Source organism: Arthrobacter sp. TE26545 (genome assembly GCF_056279005.1).
In genome coordinates this window covers 2167432-2183261 of record NZ_JBWBQM010000001.1, presented here as the reverse complement: position 1 = coordinate 2183261, position 15830 = coordinate 2167432, and the positions used below count along the sequence as shown (strand labels likewise).

Here is a 15830-nt window from a genome sequence, read left to right as displayed (position 1 = left end):
GAGACGGGGGCTGTCCGCCTGTTTGAAAAAGCGAGTGAACCGATAAAATCGGGGCACTTATGGTCGAGAATATGGGGCACATCGAGGTGGATGAGCAGAATGCGGGCAACGGCCTGCAGCATGCCGAAGCGCTGTTTGAATCTTCCGTGGGGCGAGGCTTGGTCCACAAGCTTTCCCTTTCGGAAGTCTTCCTCACGGACTTCGTCCAATTGGGGCCGGAGCATTTCGCGGCAGGGGCCCAATGGCCGCGCTGGCACGTTTTTTACGGATCCCGCGACGGCCTGCCGGATTCCGCGCTGATGGCCGAGACGCTGCGGCAGTCCGTGATCCTGCTGGCCCACCGCAGCGGCGTTCCCATGGACTATAAGTTCCTGATGCCCAGGCTCGGCGTGGCCATGGAAGAGGTGAAGCTGGATCCCCTGATCCCGACGCAGCTCTCGGTGGACCTCGAGCTCAGGGACGTGAAGCTCAGTGCCGGCAAGCCTGCGGCGCTCACCGTGGATGCGACGTTCACGGTGGACGGTGAAACCATCGGCAAGGGCAGCGCCGGCGCCCGGATCGTGACCCCTGCCGGCTACGAGCGCTTCCGCCGTTCCGCCGCGGTTGAACAGCCGCCGTGTGGTGGTCCGCTGCTTGAGGCCTCGGTGGTGGGCCATTCCACCCCGCGGAACGTCATGCTGGGGGAGGAGGTCCGGCCGTCCGTCTGGCCACTGCGGGTGGACACAAGCCACCCGATCTTCTTCGACCATCCCCTGGACCATGTGCCCGGGATGCTGCTGATCGAAGCGGCCAGGCAGGCGGTGCGTGCCGCCATGGGCCGTCCGGAAGCCGACTTCTCCCGTTTTGAAGCCGAGTTCGTGAAGATCGCCGAACTCGCCGACCCGGTTGAGCTTGCCGTCACGCTTCCCGGCTCCGGGGAGCCGGAGGCGTCCGCGGAACCCGGGAAGGCAGGGCAGGATTCACTGCAGGTCAGGGTGCTCAACGGCGACGAGGTCCTGATGATCCTGCAGGCGGCCGTCTGGAACTGAGCCGTCTGGAAAAAATAGGGCGGTCCGTTGGGTGCCGGCGCGTCAGCGTCGCTGGTCCGGGTGCTGGGGAGCGATGGCGGGCATCATGAAATCCCACATGTCCTCGATCCGCTTCAGGACATCCTGCCGGCCCGTCATCACGTTGGAGACCATCTGGCTTCCGGTGAAAGAGGCGACCAGGTAGTGGGCGAAGTCGCTTGCGTTGAGGTCCTCCCGGATGTCCCCTTCGCGCTGGGCCTGCTGTGTCAGGAACTCCATGGTGGCCATCCAGTCCTGGTAGGGTCCCTTGACGTCGCCGTTGAATGCCGAGGCCTCGAAGGTCAGGCGGATGCCGGCGCGCACCACAGGCTCATCGAGCAGCTGCTGCCCGAAGGTCCTGCACATGGTGATCATGGTTTCCAGCGCGGGAAGCCCGGCGGCCGCAATCTTTTCGCCGGCGATCCGCACAATGTTGTGCTGCTCGGCAATGACTGCCAGGGCGAGGTCTTCCTTGGATTTGAAATGGAAGTAGAGCGCGCCCTTGGTGACGTTGGCGCGCTTGGTGACATCGCTCAGGCTCGCATTCCCGTAGCCGACTTCCTCGAAGATGGAAGCGGCTCCCTCGATCACGGCCGTTCGGGTGGCTTTGGCTCGTTGTTGCATAGTCAGCGTCAGGACCTCTCCGGTTCCCCATCCGGGATACTTGGGTTCATGATTCCATCGATAGCCGGGGTCCGTGGAGCATGACAACTGACGCTGACGCACTCCCCGGAGTAGTGCTGCTGGGCTCGTCGGGCTTCATCGGCCGCCGCATCGCCGCGTCCTTGGCCGGGAAGGCCCGGGTGACCGCGCCTTCCCGGAACTCCGGCAACCGGAATCCCGATAGCCCCGCCGGGCCGCAGGAACACAACGCTACCAGCACGATGGCGGACATCGCCGCCCTGGACGCCACCGCCCTGGACATCACCGCCCTGGACATCACCGCGCCGGGGACCCTCCTGCCTGTCCTGCGGTATCTGAAGGCTCCGGGCACCGTGATACACGCCGTCTCCTATGTCGGTTCCGATCCAGACCTGGCCCGGGAGGTCAACGAGGCCGGTACCCGGAACGTCATCGAGCAATGCCGGCAGTCCGGGAATCCCCGCCTCATCTATCTCAGCACCGCCAGCGTCCATGGCATGGGCCCGCACCGGGGAGGCGGACCGTATCCCTGCCTGCCGGCCTCGGCCGCCAGTGCGGCCCGCGCGGAGGCCGAACGCATGGTCCTGGACTACGGCGGCGAGGTCGTGCGTCCCAACCTCGTGTTCGGTAGGGGCGATCGTTGGCTGGCGCCCGGTCTGCTGCGCATCATCGACACCGCCGGCGGGTGGCCAGGAGACGGTGCCGCTCGTCTGTCGGTGATCGACGCCGGCAGCCTGGGGGAGTTGGTGGCCGGGCTGGCGCTCGCCGAATCGCAGCCCGGTGAGGCGTTCTATGCCGCCTACCCGGAGCCGATACCGGTTTCGGTTCTGGTGGAGGGGCTCTGCCGGGCGTCCGGCCGCCCGGTGCCGCCCCTGCTGGGCGATGCTCCGGAGGTGTGGCAGTCCCTGCTGGATGGCGGATTCAGCAGCCACCAGATCGACCTCGTCACGGTGGATCATTTCTACCCCTCCGAACGGCTGTGGCGGATAAGCGGCGTGCTCCCCGGCGCCGCGCCCGCCGTCGGGATGTTCCGGTCATGATCCGCCCGGAGGAGCGGACTTCGCCGAAACCGGATGAATGGTTTGTTTAACTATGATTATGACCCTAGACTGGAAGGCAGGCCAGTAGCGGTTTGCGAACCGGGCTTGAAAGCAGAAATGGGGGGAGGTGCGGCCGATTCGTCGACCGCACCTTATCTGCTTCATCCGTTTCCGCCCGCCGCTGCGAGCCTTCCAAGCGTCGATTTCCATCTCACACCGTTGTGGTTTAGTATTGACGAGTTGCTTCGGCGGGAACGGAAAAGTTCCTGCCAGGTGATTTCCGGGGCTGTGGCGCAGCTGGTAGCGCACCTGCATGGCATGCAGGGGGTCAGGGGTTCGAGTCCCCTCAGCTCCACCCGAAGAAACACCCCGCCCACCGGGCGGGGTGTTTTTCTGTTTCCGATGGAAGGTGGATCGGCCTGATGCAGGACGTTGAGCTGGACCGGGTTTTTGCCGGGCTCAGGCGGTTCCCGGATGTGGAAGCCCCGAACCTCTTCGCCCATGACGCGAGCGACAGGCTGCTCCTGGAAACCGCCGAGGAACACCTGCGTGCAGGAACCCGGATCGCCGTCATCGGGGACCGCTACGGCGCCCTGACCCTGGGCGCCCTGGCTGCCCTCGAGACCGGCGGGATTCGGGTGGCCCAGGATCTCCATTCAGGGCGCACCGCCCTGCAACGCAACGCGGCAGCGGCCGGTTTCGAGGGGCGCTTCGAATCCTGTCCGCAGGGACCCGGGCTGTTCGGTCCGGAACTGTTCGACGGCGCGCGGCTGGTCCTGCTCCAACTGCCCCGTTCGCTCGCGGAACTGGAAGAGATCGCCGACGCCGTTGCGCGGTATGCGCCCGAGGACGCCGTCCTGCTGGCCGGCGGCCGGGTCAAGCACATGTCCCTCGGGATGAACAGTGTCCTGGAACGCTACTTCGACAGTGTCCAGCCCCAGCTCGCCCGGCGGAAGTCCCGTGTACTCGTAGCTCGCGGCCCGAAGCGGCCCGCCGGCGGGCCGCGCTTTCCGGTCCTGGAGCAGGTGCCTGAACTCGGCATCTCAGTGGCCTCCCATGGTGCGGCCTTCTCGGGCGGGAAGCTGGACATCGGCACCCGCTTCCTGCTGTCCTTCCTGGACCGCATGCCGGACGCCGGCCACGCCATCGACCTAGGCTGCGGCACCGGTATCCTCGCCACGATGTATGCGCGAAGCCACCCCGGCGCCCGCGTCACGGCAACCGACCAGTCGGCGGCCGCCGTCGCCTCGGCCGGAGCCACGGCAGCTGCCAACGGCCTGGCGGACCGCATCGCCGTCGTCCACGACGACGCCATGTCCGGTTTCCAGGCAGGCAGCGCGGACCTCATCCTGCTCAACCCGCCCTTCCACCTGGGGGCGAGCGTCCACGCCGGGGCGGCGCTGAAGATGTTCGAGGCCGCGGCACGCGTCCTCGCCGCCGGAGGCGAGCTGTGGACCGTCTACAACAGCCACCTCCAGTACCGTCCCGCGCTCGAGCGGCTGATCGGGACCACCGGGGAAGTGGGCCGGAACCCGAAGTTCACGGTCACCCGCAGCGTCAAGGCCTCGTAGCCCAAACGCGGGACTGCCCGCAGGCACTACGCAAGCAGCTGCCGCAGCGCAAAGCCCCCGGTCTCGTGCAACACCGGGTTGTCGTCGGAGTTGCTGAGCATCGCCGTGGCAAGGACCAGCGCCCAGCCTTTGGCCCGCTCCCAGTCAGCCCCACGGGCACCGCAGGCCGCAATGAAGCCCTCCCGGCCGTCGTCGTCGAACATCAACCAGGCGACCGCGAGGTCGACGGCGGGATCCCCGGCGCCGAGGTCGCCGAAGTCGATCACGGCGGCCAGGCCGGCGGGTCCTTCCCCGGCAGCCCTGAACAGCACATTGGCCGGGTGCAGGTCGCCGTGGAGCCAGAGCGGGGGCCCGGCATGCGGCGGTGCGGCCAGGGCCTCCGCCCACAGCTTCCTTAGCCGGGCGGCCTCCGAGTACCGTGCCGTGTCTGCCAGCCGTTCCAGCACCACCGAAGACCGCTCCGCCAGGGGTACGCCACGCACGGGATTGACCGGCGCCTCGTAAGGGGCCGGCACGTGGATGGCCGTGAGGAAGGCCGCCAGCTCTCCGGCAGCCGGTTCCCGATCCGCCGGAGCCAGCCGGGCGGCGGAGACGCCGGCGAACCAAGGCACGACGCTCCAGTGCCAGGGATACCCGGCGGCGGGCCGGCCCGCAAACAGGGGTGCGGGCACGGGGACGGGGGAGCGGTGTGCATAGTCGGGGAGCCAGCGCTGCTCGTGGATTGCCAGGTGCGCCGCGGCCTCCCGGCGGGGGAGCCTGACGGCGCGCGTGCTGCCCAGCCGGTAGACGGCGTTGTCCCAGCCGTTGGCCACAAGCTCCAGCCGCTCCCCGGCGAGGGCAGGCAGTTGGACGCTGAGCAGGCTGCGGACAAGACCGGCGGTGATTTCGACGTCGGCCGCGGGCATCAGTGCCATGGTGCCCGTCCCGCTTCGCCCGGAGCGGGTTCGCGGGGACCCGCGTGTGAGCATACCGGCGGAAGCGCGGGTGACGTACGATGCAGATGCAAGTACCGCATCCGAATGATTTTAGGGGAATCCTTGACTGAGATCCGCCAGCCCACCCCGAGGCGCGGAACGAACCTGCCACGCATGGGCGACTTCAACCTCACGGTCATTCTGGATGCGATCAGGCGTTCCACGGGCGGGCTGAGCCGGGTGGAGCTCGCGCAGATCGTCGGCCTTTCCCCGCAGACCATCTCGAACATCTCGCGCCGCCTGCTGGACCAGAATCTGATTGTCGAAGCCGGCAAGGAGGGCAGCGGACCGGGAAAGCCACGCACCATCCTGCGGCTCAACCCCAAGGGCATGTACGCCGTCGGTGTGCACCTGGACCCCGCCGTCATCACCTTCGTGGTGCTGGACCTGGTGGGTGACGTCGTCAAGCATTCGCGGATCGCGACCCCGGCCGGTCCTCCGCCGGTGGTCATCGCCGCCATCGCCGACGAGATCAAATCCCTGATCAAGGAATCCGCGGTGGACCCGGGCAAGATCGCCGGACTCGGGGTCGCGGCGCCGGGCCCGATCGACCTGGATGAAGGTGCCGTCGTCGATCCTCCCTTGCTCAACGGCTGGCACCGGGTGCACCTGCGCGACGCGCTCGCCGAGGCCACCGGCCTGGAGACCCTGGTGGACAAGGATGTCACCAGCGCCGCCGTCGCCGAGACCTGGGCCGGCGGCCCCAGCGGAACCGGCAGCTTCATCTTCATGTACATGGGTACCGGCATCGGCTGCGGGATCGTGATGAACGACGAGGTGGTCCGGGGAACCTCGGGCAACGCCGGCGAAATCGGACACATCATCGTGGATCCGGGCGGACCTGCCTGCGACTGCGGGCTCAACGGCTGCGTCAAGTCTTCCGCCATCCCGCAGGTCCTCGTGACGGCCGCCGAGGAGCAGGGCGTGATCGACGGCGGCCGGCAGGGCAGCGACGGGCCGGAGGGTCCAGGAGAGCTTCGCCCGCTTGTGCGATGCCGCCGACGGCGGGGACGAGCGCGCGCTGGCCATCATCGACAGGTCCGCGGTGCTGGTTTCCCGCGCGGTCGCTGTCGTGACGAACACGCTGGACGTCGAACGCGTGGTCTTCGGCGGGCCGTTCTGGGGCCGCCTGGCGTCCCGCTACCTCGATCTCGTGCCGCCGCTGCTCGCCTCGAACAGCGCCGCCAACAGCATCCATGGAATCGAAGTCGTGGGAACGGGGGTGGGCGAAGACGTCGGCGCCATCGGCGCCGCCTGCCTCGTGCTTGAACATACTTTGGCGCCCCGCGCACAGCGTTTGCTGCTGGAAGGCTGAAGTTCCACCCGCGCCGGACTGCGGGCAACGCTTTGAACCATTCTTGAACCGCGACATGTGAATACCGGAAATGGCTGGGCCGACTGGAGTGTGGGGGCCTGCAGCCGCGTGAAGATCGGAGCGCCTTGACTAATCGAGCCCAGACCAACCGGACCCAGACCAACCGGAGCCAGAGCAACCAGGCCCAGCCCAGACCTGCCCGGACCAACCGGGCCCGGACCAACCGGGCCAAATTCCGTGCGGGGCCGGCCCTGCTGGCGGCCTTCGCCTTGCTGGGCCTGTCCGCCTGCACTCCCGCCGCACCGCAGGGAACGGAAGCGAAGAGCCTGAAGGTGGTCTACCAGAAGACCGATTCCTACACCGCCCTGGATGACGTCCTCAAGGCGGCGAAGGCGGAGTTCGAGGCCGCCAACAGCGGCGTCACCGTCGAACTGGAGCCCATCCAGGCCAACGACGACGACTACGGGACCAAGCTCGCCCTGTCCCACCGATCGGCAGAAACGGCGCCCGACGTGTTCTACGAGGACACCTTCAAGGTCCGCTCCGACGTCGACGCCGGCTACCTCCTGAAGCTGGACGGCTACCTCGCGTCCTGGTCCGAGTGGGGCAACTTCACCGAGGCGGCCAGGGCTGCCGGGCGGGCGGACGACGGCGGCATCTACGCCGTTCCGCTGGGCACCGACACCCGGGCCATCTGGTACAACAAGACCGTGCTGCGGAAGGCGGGCGTCGCCGTACCCTGGCAGCCGAAGACCTGGGACGACATCCTCACGGCGGCGCGGAAGATGAAGGCCGCAGACCCTTCGCTGGTGCCGTTCAACATGTACGCGGGCAAGGCCACCGGCGAAGGTACCGTGATGCAGGGCTTCTACCAGCTCCTGTACGGCACGGGCAGCACCCTGTATGACGAGCAGGAAAAGAAGTGGGTGGTCGGTTCCCAGGGCTTCACCGATTCCCTGCAGTTCCTGAAGACCCTCTACGACGAGAAACTCGCCGTCACGCCGGCCGAGGCCCTGGATGCGAATGTCTGGAAGCGGGTATTCGGCGAGTGGCTGCCCAAAGGCAGGATGGGTGCCACGGTGGAGGGTTCCTACACGCCGTCGTTCTGGCAGAAGGGCGGCGCCTACGAATGGCCCGGCTACACCAAGGACATGGGCGTGGCGATGTTCCCCACCCAGCACGGGCAGGCCCCGGGCGGGGTGAGCATGTCCGGCGGCTGGACCCTGGCCGTCGGTGCGAAGTCGAAGAATCCGGACCTGGCCTTCAAGTTCCTCTCCACCGCCCTGAACCGCAAGAACGCCCTGGCCTTCGACGTCGACAACTCCCAGATCGCCGTCCGCAGCGACGTCGCCGCGGACCCTGGCTACCAGGCCGCAAACCCTTTCGTGAAGGATGTCTCTGCGCTGGTCGGCGTCACGCACTTCCGGCCGGCGACGGCTGACTACCCCCGCATTTCCAGTGCCGTGCAGGAGGCCACCGAAGCGGTGATCACCGGCAGGCAAAGTCCGGCTGAGGCTGCGGCAGCCTATGACGCGGCCGTGAAGAAGCTTGTCGGCGGGGACAAGGTCATCGAGAAGTGATCCATGGTTTCTCCTGAGGGCCGGCCTTCCCTTGAGGGCCGGCGCAAGGGCGGGATCCGGGGCCGGCTCCGGCTGCTGCCGGTCCTTCCCTCGGTGCTCCTGCTCGCCCTCTTCTTGCTGGCACCGGTGGCATGGTCCTTCTACGCCTCCTTCACCGATGTCGCCCTGAGCGGCAAGGCGGCACGCGAGCCGTCGTGGCTTGGACTGGGCAATTACGCGCGGATGTTCAGCGAACCCGGGTTTCCGCTCGCGCTGTGGCTCACCGTCGTCTTCGTGGGGGCCTCCGCCATTGTGGGCCAGAACGTCCTTGGGCTGGCACTGGCCCTCCTGATGGCCCGCGGCAACCGGCTCCTGTCCCGGATGGTGGGGATCGCCGTCGTCGCGGCCTGGGTGCTGCCGGAGATCGTGGCAGCCTTCGCCGCCTACGCCTACTTCAGTCGGGACGGCACGCTCAACCAGTTGCTGGGCGTGGCCGGTGTCCAGGGGGCGGACTGGCTGTACTCGTTCCCGATGGCCGCCGTCGTCCTGGCGAACATCTGGCGCGGGACCGCCTTTTCGATGCTGGTCTACCGCGCCGCGCTGGCCGACGTGCCCGGAGACATCCTGGAGGCGGCCCTCGTGGACGGTGCGGGCGGCCGGCAGCGGCTGCTCCTCATCACCCTGCCGATGATCCGCAACAGCATCGCCGGCAACCTCATGCTCATCACCCTCCAGACGCTCGCGGTCTTCACCCTCATCTGGGTCATGACCACCGGCGGCCCGGCCGGGGCGAGCACGACCCTGCCGGTGCTCGCCTACCAGGAGGCATTCAAGTTCGGCGACATCGGCTACGGCACCGCGGTGGCGTCCGTACTGATCGTGATCGGCATGGTCTTCGGGGTCTTCTATGTGCGCCTGCTCGGTGAGGCGAAACGGTGAGTCCGCCGCCTCGCGCCGGAAACACCGCAGGGAGCGGAACGACGACGGCGGACGCGGCACGGCCCGGACGGCGCCGGATCCGCTGGGCTGCCAACGCCGCGCTCGCCGTGGTCGGGGCGGGGTTCCTGCTGCCGCTGCTGTGGCTGGTCTTCTTCGCATCCCTCGACGCCGAGGCGGGGCACGCCACACGGATTCCCCGGCAGCTTTCGCTGGCGAACTTCGCGGCCGTCCTGACCCCCGAACTGCTTTTCGTGCCCCTGTTCAACAGCGTCCTGCTCGCTGCCGGGACAGCCGCCGTGAACCTGCTGGCAGCCGTCCTTGCGGCCTACCCCCTGTCCCGCCACCCTTCGCGCTTCAATAAACCGTTCATGTACTCGGTGCTGTTCGGCACCTCGCTGCCGGTCACCGCCATCATGGTTCCGGTGTACGGATTGTTCGTGCAGCTGAACTTCCTGGACTCCGTCCCCGCCACCGTCCTTTTCATGGCCACCACCACGCTGCCCATGGCGATCTGGATGACCAAGAACTTCATGGACTCCGTGCCGCTCGAGGTGGAGGAGGCGGCCTGGGTGGACGGCGCCTCGGGGATGGCAGCCCTGCGCACCGTGGTGCTTCCGCTGATGCGCCATGGCCTGGGGGTGGTGTTCATTTTCGTCTTCATCCAGGCCTGGGGGAATTTCTTCGTCCCGTTCATCCTGCTGCTGTCCCCGTCCAAGCAGCCTGCCGCCGTGTCCATCTTCAGCTTCTTCGGCCAGCACGGCGCCATCGCCTACGGTGAGCTGGCCGCGTTCTCCATCCTTTATTCGCTGCCCGTCCTGCTGCTGTACGCCATCGTTTCCCGCGGTTCAGGCCGGGCCTTCGCGATGTCCGGTGCGATGAAAGGCTGATCCACTAGGAAGCCAGCCGCTTACGGAACGGTGGCCAGGAGGTTGTCCAGCAGCACCGTCACCGGGGCGTTGGTGGCGGACCCGGAGAGGTAGCTTGTGAAGCCGACGGCGCCCGGTCCCTGGAGCGCCGCCGACGTATCCGTGGCGCTGCGCTGCCACGCTGCAGGTTCCGGCGTGCCGGTTTCCCAGACCCGCGCCCGGACGGTGGTGGTTCCCGTGCCGGTAACCTGGAGCCGCACGGAAAGCTTGTCGCCCACGGCGTAGTTCACGCCCGCCACGGCAACCGCGGCCTGGATGGTGGTCTCCGCGCCGGTCGAGCTGGTGCGGACCAGGGAGAGGCTCACTGCTCCGGACGCGGAGACTGTCACCTTGCAGCGGTATTCCCCGGCCCCGGCGATCCGGCGGCCGATTGCGGAAAGGTACAGCCCGGAACCGCTGGCGGGCTTGTCGCTGGCGGCTTCCAGATAGAGGTCGGTCGCGGCGGAGGACACGGCAGGCAGGTAGGCGTAGTTGCTGTTCCCCGCGGCGGGCAGGCGCAGGCGTCCCGTGCCTGCGGAGACGGAGTAGTTCGCGGTGCTTCCCGTTGTCGACCAGGCACCGCCGGTGTCGGCAGTGCCGAGGCTGTTGCTGGCGGTCCGGCCGAAGGCGTCGGCCGCGAGGACCCCCGGAGCGGTGACGGTGACGACCTGGCTGGTGACCGCCGTCGCGCCGTCATTGTCGGTAACCGTGAGGCTCACCGTCCTGCTTCCGGCCGATGCGTAGCTCTTGGAGGCGGGCTGGGCGGTGGACGAGGTGCCGTCGCCGAAGTCCCACAGGTAGCCCGCGATGGTGCCGTCGGGATCCTGGGAGGCGGCGCCGTCGAAGGTGCAGCTGAGTCCGGTGCAACTGCTGGTGAAGGATGCCTGCGGCGGCGTGTTGTTCCCTGCCGGGGCGATGCTGAAGGAGTCCGTGAAGCTTCCGTCCGTGGCGAGGAAGCCGGCTGTGAGGGTGGTGGCGCTGAACTGCAGGTCGAGCAGGCCGTGGCTGGGGCTCGAGTTCAGGCCGGACCAGGCGGCGAAGTACGGGGCTTCCGGATCGGCTGCGTTGACGTCGCGCAGGGCCACGCCGCCGGTGCCCACGGTGGCGAAGACCGTGCCCGCGCCCTTGGCCAGTGAGTTGTCGGCATCGCGCACGCAGGCCGGGTTGTAGACATCGGTGGTGATCCCCGTGCAGCCGGCCGCTGTCGCGAGCTGCTTGCTGCGCTGGTACAGGTGCTCATGTCCGTTAAGGACCAGGTCCACCTTCTTGCTGAGCAGGAGGTTGGCGATTCCTTCCCCGGAGGCGCAGGGATACTGGCCCACGGACAAGCAGGGCGTGTGCAAGCCCACCACGACCCAGGGAATCCCGGAGGCCCGGGCGGAATCGATGGCGTTGGACGTCCACGTGTAGTTGCTGCTTCCCGGCGCATAGTTGAGGTTGCCGGCCTCGAAGGGGATGCCGGGGGAGATGACGATGAAGCGGGCCAGCGGGTCCTGTTGGGGGACGTCCACGTAGTACTGGCGGCCATAGGTGCCCACTACACCGGGAAGCTGGTTCGGCAGGCAGGCGGAGAAGTTGTTGATGTAGCCGTTCTGCCCGTTGCTCTCATGGTTGCCGGAGACCAGTTCGAAGGGGAAACCGGCCCCGGTGCGTGCGGTGACGAAGTCGCACCAGTCCTGCTCGGGGAGGCCCGCGGTGTAGGAGAGATCGCCCAAGGCGAAATGCAGGTCCGGCCGGACCGTGCCGATCCGGGAGAGCACGCCTGCGGCGGCGCTGGAGGTGGAATAGTCCCCGGCGGCGGTCACGTGCAACTGGCCGGGCACTGCGGGAAGCACCGCCTGCAGGGCGCCCGCCTGGACGTTTCCGGTCCGGCTGGGCAGCGCCTGCGGCGCAGGCAGGGGCGCGCTTCCGAATAGCAGTACGACGCCGGCCGCTGCCGCCGCCAGGATCCGTCCAGGTCTCATCGCGCACTCCTTTGGCCCGCTGTTCCGGACATCTTTGTCCGGCGCCAAGGCCCGGGAAGGGCGTTGCCATCACGGAAGTCCGGGGCGATGGACCACCGTGGCGTGAGACCGCACGAGGCGCTAGTGGCGGCAGTGCCGCCGGGTTTCAGTCGATGTCCTCCACGATGGTTCCGTAGGGGATGTTCTCGTCGAGGTGGGCCTGGTGGCCGGTGGGTCCGGGGTTGTAGGAGATCCGGACGCCGTGGAGCCTGTCCGCGGCTGATTGCATCAGGATCGGGCGGATGGTCTGGACGACCCGCTCGCTCTTGCCTTCAAGGTACGCCTGGTAACTATCTGGGAGCTCAATCATGGCTAAAGGATAGCCCTGCGGCCCCCGCATGGGGAGGGCTCCCCATTGCCGCATCAGAGGTGAACGGCTTGGCTGTTAGGGCCGGTTTCCTGCCCGTCCGGTGCCGGGAGAGCCGGACCGGAGGACGCCAATCCGGACGGGCAATCCAGCGGAGGGGACCACAGGTGCTTCAGAACACCGCCACTGTCAGCATTCAGGGGAACGAGATGGCCCGGGCACAGCAGCTCGTCGCCGCCATTTCGCGGAGTTTCGAAGCCAAGGTGGTAGGCCAGGCCAGGCTGCGGGAAACCCTCCTGATCGCCCTGTTGACCGGCGGACACGTCCTGTTGGAAAGCGTGCCCGGGCTGGCGAAGACCACCGCGGCACAGGCCGTCGCGGAATCCGTCAGCGCCGACTTCCGCCGCATCCAGTGCACCCCGGACCTGCTCCCGAGCGACATCGCCGGCACCCAGATCTACGACGCCGCCAAGGGCACTTTCGTCACGCAGCTTGGCCCGGTGCACGCCAACGTCGTGCTGCTCGACGAAATCAACCGCTCCAGCGCCAAGACCCAGAGCGCCATGCTCGAAGCCATGCAGGAACGCCAGACCTCCATCGGCGGGCAAAGCCACCCGCTGCCGTCGCCGTTCCTCGTGCTGGCCACCCAGAACCCGATCGAGCAGGAAGGCACCTACCGCCTCCCCGAGGCCCAGATGGACCGCTTCATGCTTAAGGACGTGCTCGATTACCCGGATCCGGCAGAGGAAGCGGAAATCATCCGCAGGATCGACGCCGGAGTCTACAGCCCGGCACAGAAGCTGCCGGCCGCGGTGTCCCTTGATGCCGTGATCGAGGTACAGGAACTGGTGCGCAGGATCTACATCGATCCCGCGATCGTGCGCTACATCGTCGGGATCGCGTACGTGACCCGCAATGCCGCCCAGTATCTGGAACCGCGCCTGGCTTCCCTCGTGGAATTCGGCGCCAGCCCGCGCGCCAGCATCGCCTTCAGCCAGGCGGCCCGCGCCCTGGCACTGCTCAACGGGCGGGACCACGTGATCCCCGAGGACGTCAAGAACCTCGCCCACCGCGTGCTGCGCCACCGCGTCGTGCTGGGCTTTGACGCCGTCGTGGAAAACATCCGGGTGGAGGCGGTCATCGACGCCGTGCTCGCCTCGGTACAGACCCCCTGAGGGCGCCCCATGGCGAGCCTGCTCAAGCAAGTGCAATCAAAGACGTTCATCTTTGCGCGCCGGTCGACCCTCGGCCTGCTGGACGGCGAGTACGGCTCCGTCTTCAAGGGCCGGAGCCTGGATTTCGACGAACTCCGTGCCTACACACCGGGGGACGAAGTCCGCGACATCGACTGGAAAGCGACCGCCCGGCACGGTGCGCCCCTCGTGAAGCGTTACGTCGCCGTCCGGCGGCAGACCGTGCTGCTGGTGACGGACACGGGACGGAACATGGCCGCGCTCGCCGCCTCGGGGGAATACAAGCGCGACATCGCCGTCCAGGCCCTCGGCGTCCTGGGCTACCTCGCGCACCGTCACGGCGACGTCGTCGGTCTCGTGCATGGCAACGGCGCGCAATCACGGACCATCCCGCCGCGCAGCGGCGAAGACCACCTTGAGCGGCTCCTGCAGGAGGTGGACCGCAGCACCGGGCTCGACGGCGGCCCGAGCGGCATCGCCCGGCAGCTTGAGCACGTGCTGTGCACCTTCCCGCGCCGGATGCTGCTGGTGGTGGTCGCTGATGAGCTCCTGCCAGACGCCGCCACGGAAGGGCTGCTCCGCCGCCTCCAGGCCCGCCATGAAGTCCTCTGGTTCACCGTCCGCGACGCCGAGCTGGCACGCGCGTCGGACGCCGGGGCCTTCGAAGTTGCGGACGGTTCGGGCATCCCGGCGGCCGTGGCCGCCGATCCCGTAGTGCGCGCCGCGTACCTGCGGGCCGGCCACGAGCGCGAACACCGCAGGCAGGAGCTCTTCCGCCGGCTCGGGATCGCAGAAGGCAGGGCGGGCGGCAGCACGGAGGTACTGCCGGAACTCTTCGCCCTGCTGGAGCGCCATAGGTCCCGCGGAAGGCACAACTCCAAGGGGCAACGGCATGCAGGATGACTCCGGCTTCTATGCCCCGCTCCAGTACGGCACGCAGTGGATGTGGCTGGGCATCCTGCTGCTCGTGCTGCTCGCCGCAACCTTGGCGTGGCTGTTCCGCCCGGCCCGGAAAGGCCACCGGGCAGCCCGGTCGGCCGGACCGCCGTCGGAGCTCCCGGCCCTCCGGGCACGCTACCTGGCGGCCATCGACGCCGTCGTCGCCGACGCCGGTACCGGCCGGCTCCCGCAACGGGAAGCACACCAGCGGCTCAGCCTGCTGCTCCGGGGCTTCGCGGGGGAGGTGCGCGGGATCCGGGCCACGCACATGACCCTGGAGGAACTCCACGCCCACGGCTTCGGCCCGGTCGCCGCGGGCGTCGCCGGGATGTACCCCGCCGAGTTCGCCGCTGCCCGCCCGGCCGCCGTGGAACGGTCCGCCGAGCTTGCCCGCCAGGCGGTGCGGACATGGAGCTGAGCTTCTGGTGGATCCTGCCGATCGCGGCCGCCGCGCTGGCCCTTGCCCTGTACCTGGCTGGAAGGCGCGCCCGGGGCAAGTATGTGCGGCCCGTTGCCCACAGCGAGCGGCTCACCGCGCTTCCGGAATACCGGCGCGCCCTGCGACGCCACCGCCGCTGGCTCGCGGCCGCCGTCGTCTCAGGCCTCCTGCTCCTGGCGGCAACAGCGCTCGCCGCAGCCCGCCCGGCCGAGCGGAGCACCACCCGGCCCGAACTGCGCAACCGGGACATCATCCTCTGCCTGGACGTCTCCGGCTCCATGGCCGGCACCGACGCCGCCATCACAGGAGTGTTCGAAAGGTTCGCCAGGGAGTTCGACGGCGAACGCATCGGCATGGTCATGTTCGACAGCCGCGCTGTGCAGCTCTTCCCCCTGAGCGACGACTACGACTACATCGCGGGGGAACTTGCCGCCGCCCGCAAGGCCTTCGACGACGGCGGGGACTCCTTCTTCAGCGGTACCTGGGGAGGCAGAGGATCCTCGCTGGTCGGCGACGGGCTGGCCAGCTGTATCCGCAGCTTCCCCGGCTCCGAGAACAGTCAGGATGCAGGCCGCTCCCGCAACGTCATCCTCGCCACGGACAACTACGTTTCCGGGGCGCCGATCTTCACGCTGGAACAGGCGGCCCAGCTCGCCAAACCCAGGGGAATCAGGATCCACGCCCTCAATCCCGGCGACCTCGACTACGGGGAGGACAGCAACCAGCCCGGCGCCCGGCTCAGGGCGGCGGCCGAGGCGAGCGGCGGCAGCTACTTCGCCCCGGACAGCCCGGACGCCGTCCCCGGAATCGTGCAGAAGGTCCAGGAAAGCGAAGCCACGGCGCAGCAAGGCGCCCCGCAGCTCATCGTGTCGGACCGGCCGGAGCCCGCGCTCCTGGCCGCGCTGCTGGCCGGTGGCGTGCTCCTCTATGCGGGATGGCGGCTGGAACCGTGAATCCC

General features: G+C 68.2%; 14 protein-coding genes, 1 tRNA gene and 1 pseudogene. 12 read left to right on the top strand and 4 right to left on the bottom strand.

What is annotated here, in order from left to right; all coding sequences use genetic code 11:
• The first annotated feature begins 59 nt into the window (after positions 1 to 59).
• On the top strand, positions 60 to 1028 hold the full coding sequence (locus ACZ9CK_RS09795) for a ScbA/BarX family gamma-butyrolactone biosynthesis protein (protein WP_426297966.1): 969 nt from the start codon (positions 60 to 62) through the stop codon (positions 1026 to 1028).
• A 42-nt stretch (positions 1029 to 1070) separates the two neighbouring features.
• Here ACZ9CK_RS09795 and ACZ9CK_RS09790 read toward each other — a convergent pair whose 3' ends face one another.
• Entirely contained in the window at positions 1071 to 1670 is a 600-nt protein-coding gene (locus ACZ9CK_RS09790) for a ScbR family autoregulator-binding transcription factor (RefSeq protein ID WP_476049851.1), read from the bottom strand.
• Between the two features lie 80 nt (positions 1671 to 1750).
• Here ACZ9CK_RS09790 and ACZ9CK_RS09785 point away from each other — a divergent pair, with 80 nt between their 5' ends.
• From ACZ9CK_RS09785 to ACZ9CK_RS09775, 3 genes are all read left to right on the top strand, one after another.
• A complete protein-coding gene (locus ACZ9CK_RS09785) occupies positions 1751 to 2728 on the top strand; it encodes an NAD-dependent epimerase/dehydratase family protein (protein WP_476049850.1) in 978 nt (325 codons plus the stop codon).
• A 282-nt stretch (positions 2729 to 3010) separates the two neighbouring features.
• A tRNA-Ala gene (locus tag ACZ9CK_RS09780) sits at positions 3011 to 3083 on the top strand.
• 67 nt (positions 3084 to 3150) lie between these two features.
• Positions 3151 to 4299, top strand: coding sequence for a class I SAM-dependent methyltransferase (locus tag ACZ9CK_RS09775; protein WP_476049849.1), 1149 nt, complete (start codon positions 3151 to 3153; stop codon positions 4297 to 4299).
• 26 nt (positions 4300 to 4325) lie between these two features.
• Here the strand turns inward: ACZ9CK_RS09775 and ACZ9CK_RS09770 are convergent, their stop codons facing one another.
• Positions 4326 to 5213, bottom strand: coding sequence for an aminoglycoside phosphotransferase family protein (locus tag ACZ9CK_RS09770; RefSeq protein ID WP_476049848.1), 888 nt, complete (start codon positions 5211 to 5213; stop codon positions 4326 to 4328).
• A gap of 174 nt (positions 5214 to 5387) precedes the next feature.
• Here ACZ9CK_RS09770 and ACZ9CK_RS09765 point away from each other — a divergent pair.
• From ACZ9CK_RS09765 to ACZ9CK_RS09750, 4 genes and pseudogenes are all read left to right on the top strand, one after another.
• Positions 5388 to 6588 (top strand): annotated as a pseudogene (locus ACZ9CK_RS09765) (ROK family transcriptional regulator).
• A 269-nt stretch (positions 6589 to 6857) separates the two neighbouring features.
• Complete coding sequence (locus ACZ9CK_RS09760; RefSeq protein ID WP_426303456.1) at positions 6858 to 8168, top strand: extracellular solute-binding protein; 1311 nt, start codon at positions 6858 to 6860, stop codon at positions 8166 to 8168.
• 3 nt (positions 8169 to 8171) lie between these two features.
• Positions 8172 to 9086, top strand: a complete 915-nt coding sequence (locus tag ACZ9CK_RS09755; RefSeq protein ID WP_426297954.1) for a carbohydrate ABC transporter permease — start codon at positions 8172 to 8174, stop codon at positions 9084 to 9086.
• A gap of 77 nt (positions 9087 to 9163) precedes the next feature.
• Entirely contained in the window at positions 9164 to 9973 is an 810-nt protein-coding gene (locus tag ACZ9CK_RS09750) for a carbohydrate ABC transporter permease (protein ID WP_476050888.1), read from the top strand.
• Between the two features lie 20 nt (positions 9974 to 9993).
• Here ACZ9CK_RS09750 and ACZ9CK_RS09745 read toward each other — a convergent pair whose 3' ends face one another.
• Both ACZ9CK_RS09745 and ACZ9CK_RS09740 read right to left on the bottom strand, forming a co-directional pair.
• On the bottom strand, positions 9994 to 11955 hold the full coding sequence (locus ACZ9CK_RS09745; protein ID WP_476049847.1) for a PKD domain-containing protein: 1962 nt from the start codon (positions 11953 to 11955) through the stop codon (positions 9994 to 9996).
• A gap of 145 nt (positions 11956 to 12100) precedes the next feature.
• A complete protein-coding gene (locus ACZ9CK_RS09740; RefSeq protein ID WP_426297948.1) occupies positions 12101 to 12304 on the bottom strand; it encodes a hypothetical protein in 204 nt (67 codons plus the stop codon).
• A gap of 164 nt (positions 12305 to 12468) precedes the next feature.
• Here ACZ9CK_RS09740 and ACZ9CK_RS09735 point away from each other — a divergent pair, with 164 nt between their 5' ends.
• The 4 genes from ACZ9CK_RS09735 to ACZ9CK_RS09720 are packed head-to-tail and all read left to right on the top strand — an operon-like array spanning position 12469 to position 15825.
• Positions 12469 to 13476 (top strand): AAA family ATPase, encoded by a 1008-nt coding sequence (locus ACZ9CK_RS09735; RefSeq protein ID WP_476049846.1) that lies wholly within the window; start codon positions 12469 to 12471, stop codon positions 13474 to 13476.
• Positions 13477 to 13485: 9 nt separating this feature from the next.
• On the top strand, positions 13486 to 14397 hold the full coding sequence (locus ACZ9CK_RS09730) for a DUF58 domain-containing protein (protein WP_476049845.1): 912 nt from the start codon (positions 13486 to 13488) through the stop codon (positions 14395 to 14397).
• The gene (locus ACZ9CK_RS09725; RefSeq protein WP_426297942.1) at positions 14387 to 14851 is read left to right on the top strand and encodes a hypothetical protein; all 465 of its coding nucleotides are present in this window, start codon (positions 14387 to 14389) and stop codon (positions 14849 to 14851) included. The genes ACZ9CK_RS09730 and ACZ9CK_RS09725 overlap by 11 nt, the downstream gene beginning before the upstream one ends.
• A complete protein-coding gene (locus tag ACZ9CK_RS09720) occupies positions 14842 to 15825 on the top strand; it encodes a vWA domain-containing protein (RefSeq protein WP_476049844.1) in 984 nt (327 codons plus the stop codon). Before ACZ9CK_RS09725 ends, ACZ9CK_RS09720 begins: the two co-directional genes overlap by 10 nt.
• Positions 15826 to 15830: the final 5 nt, after the last annotated feature.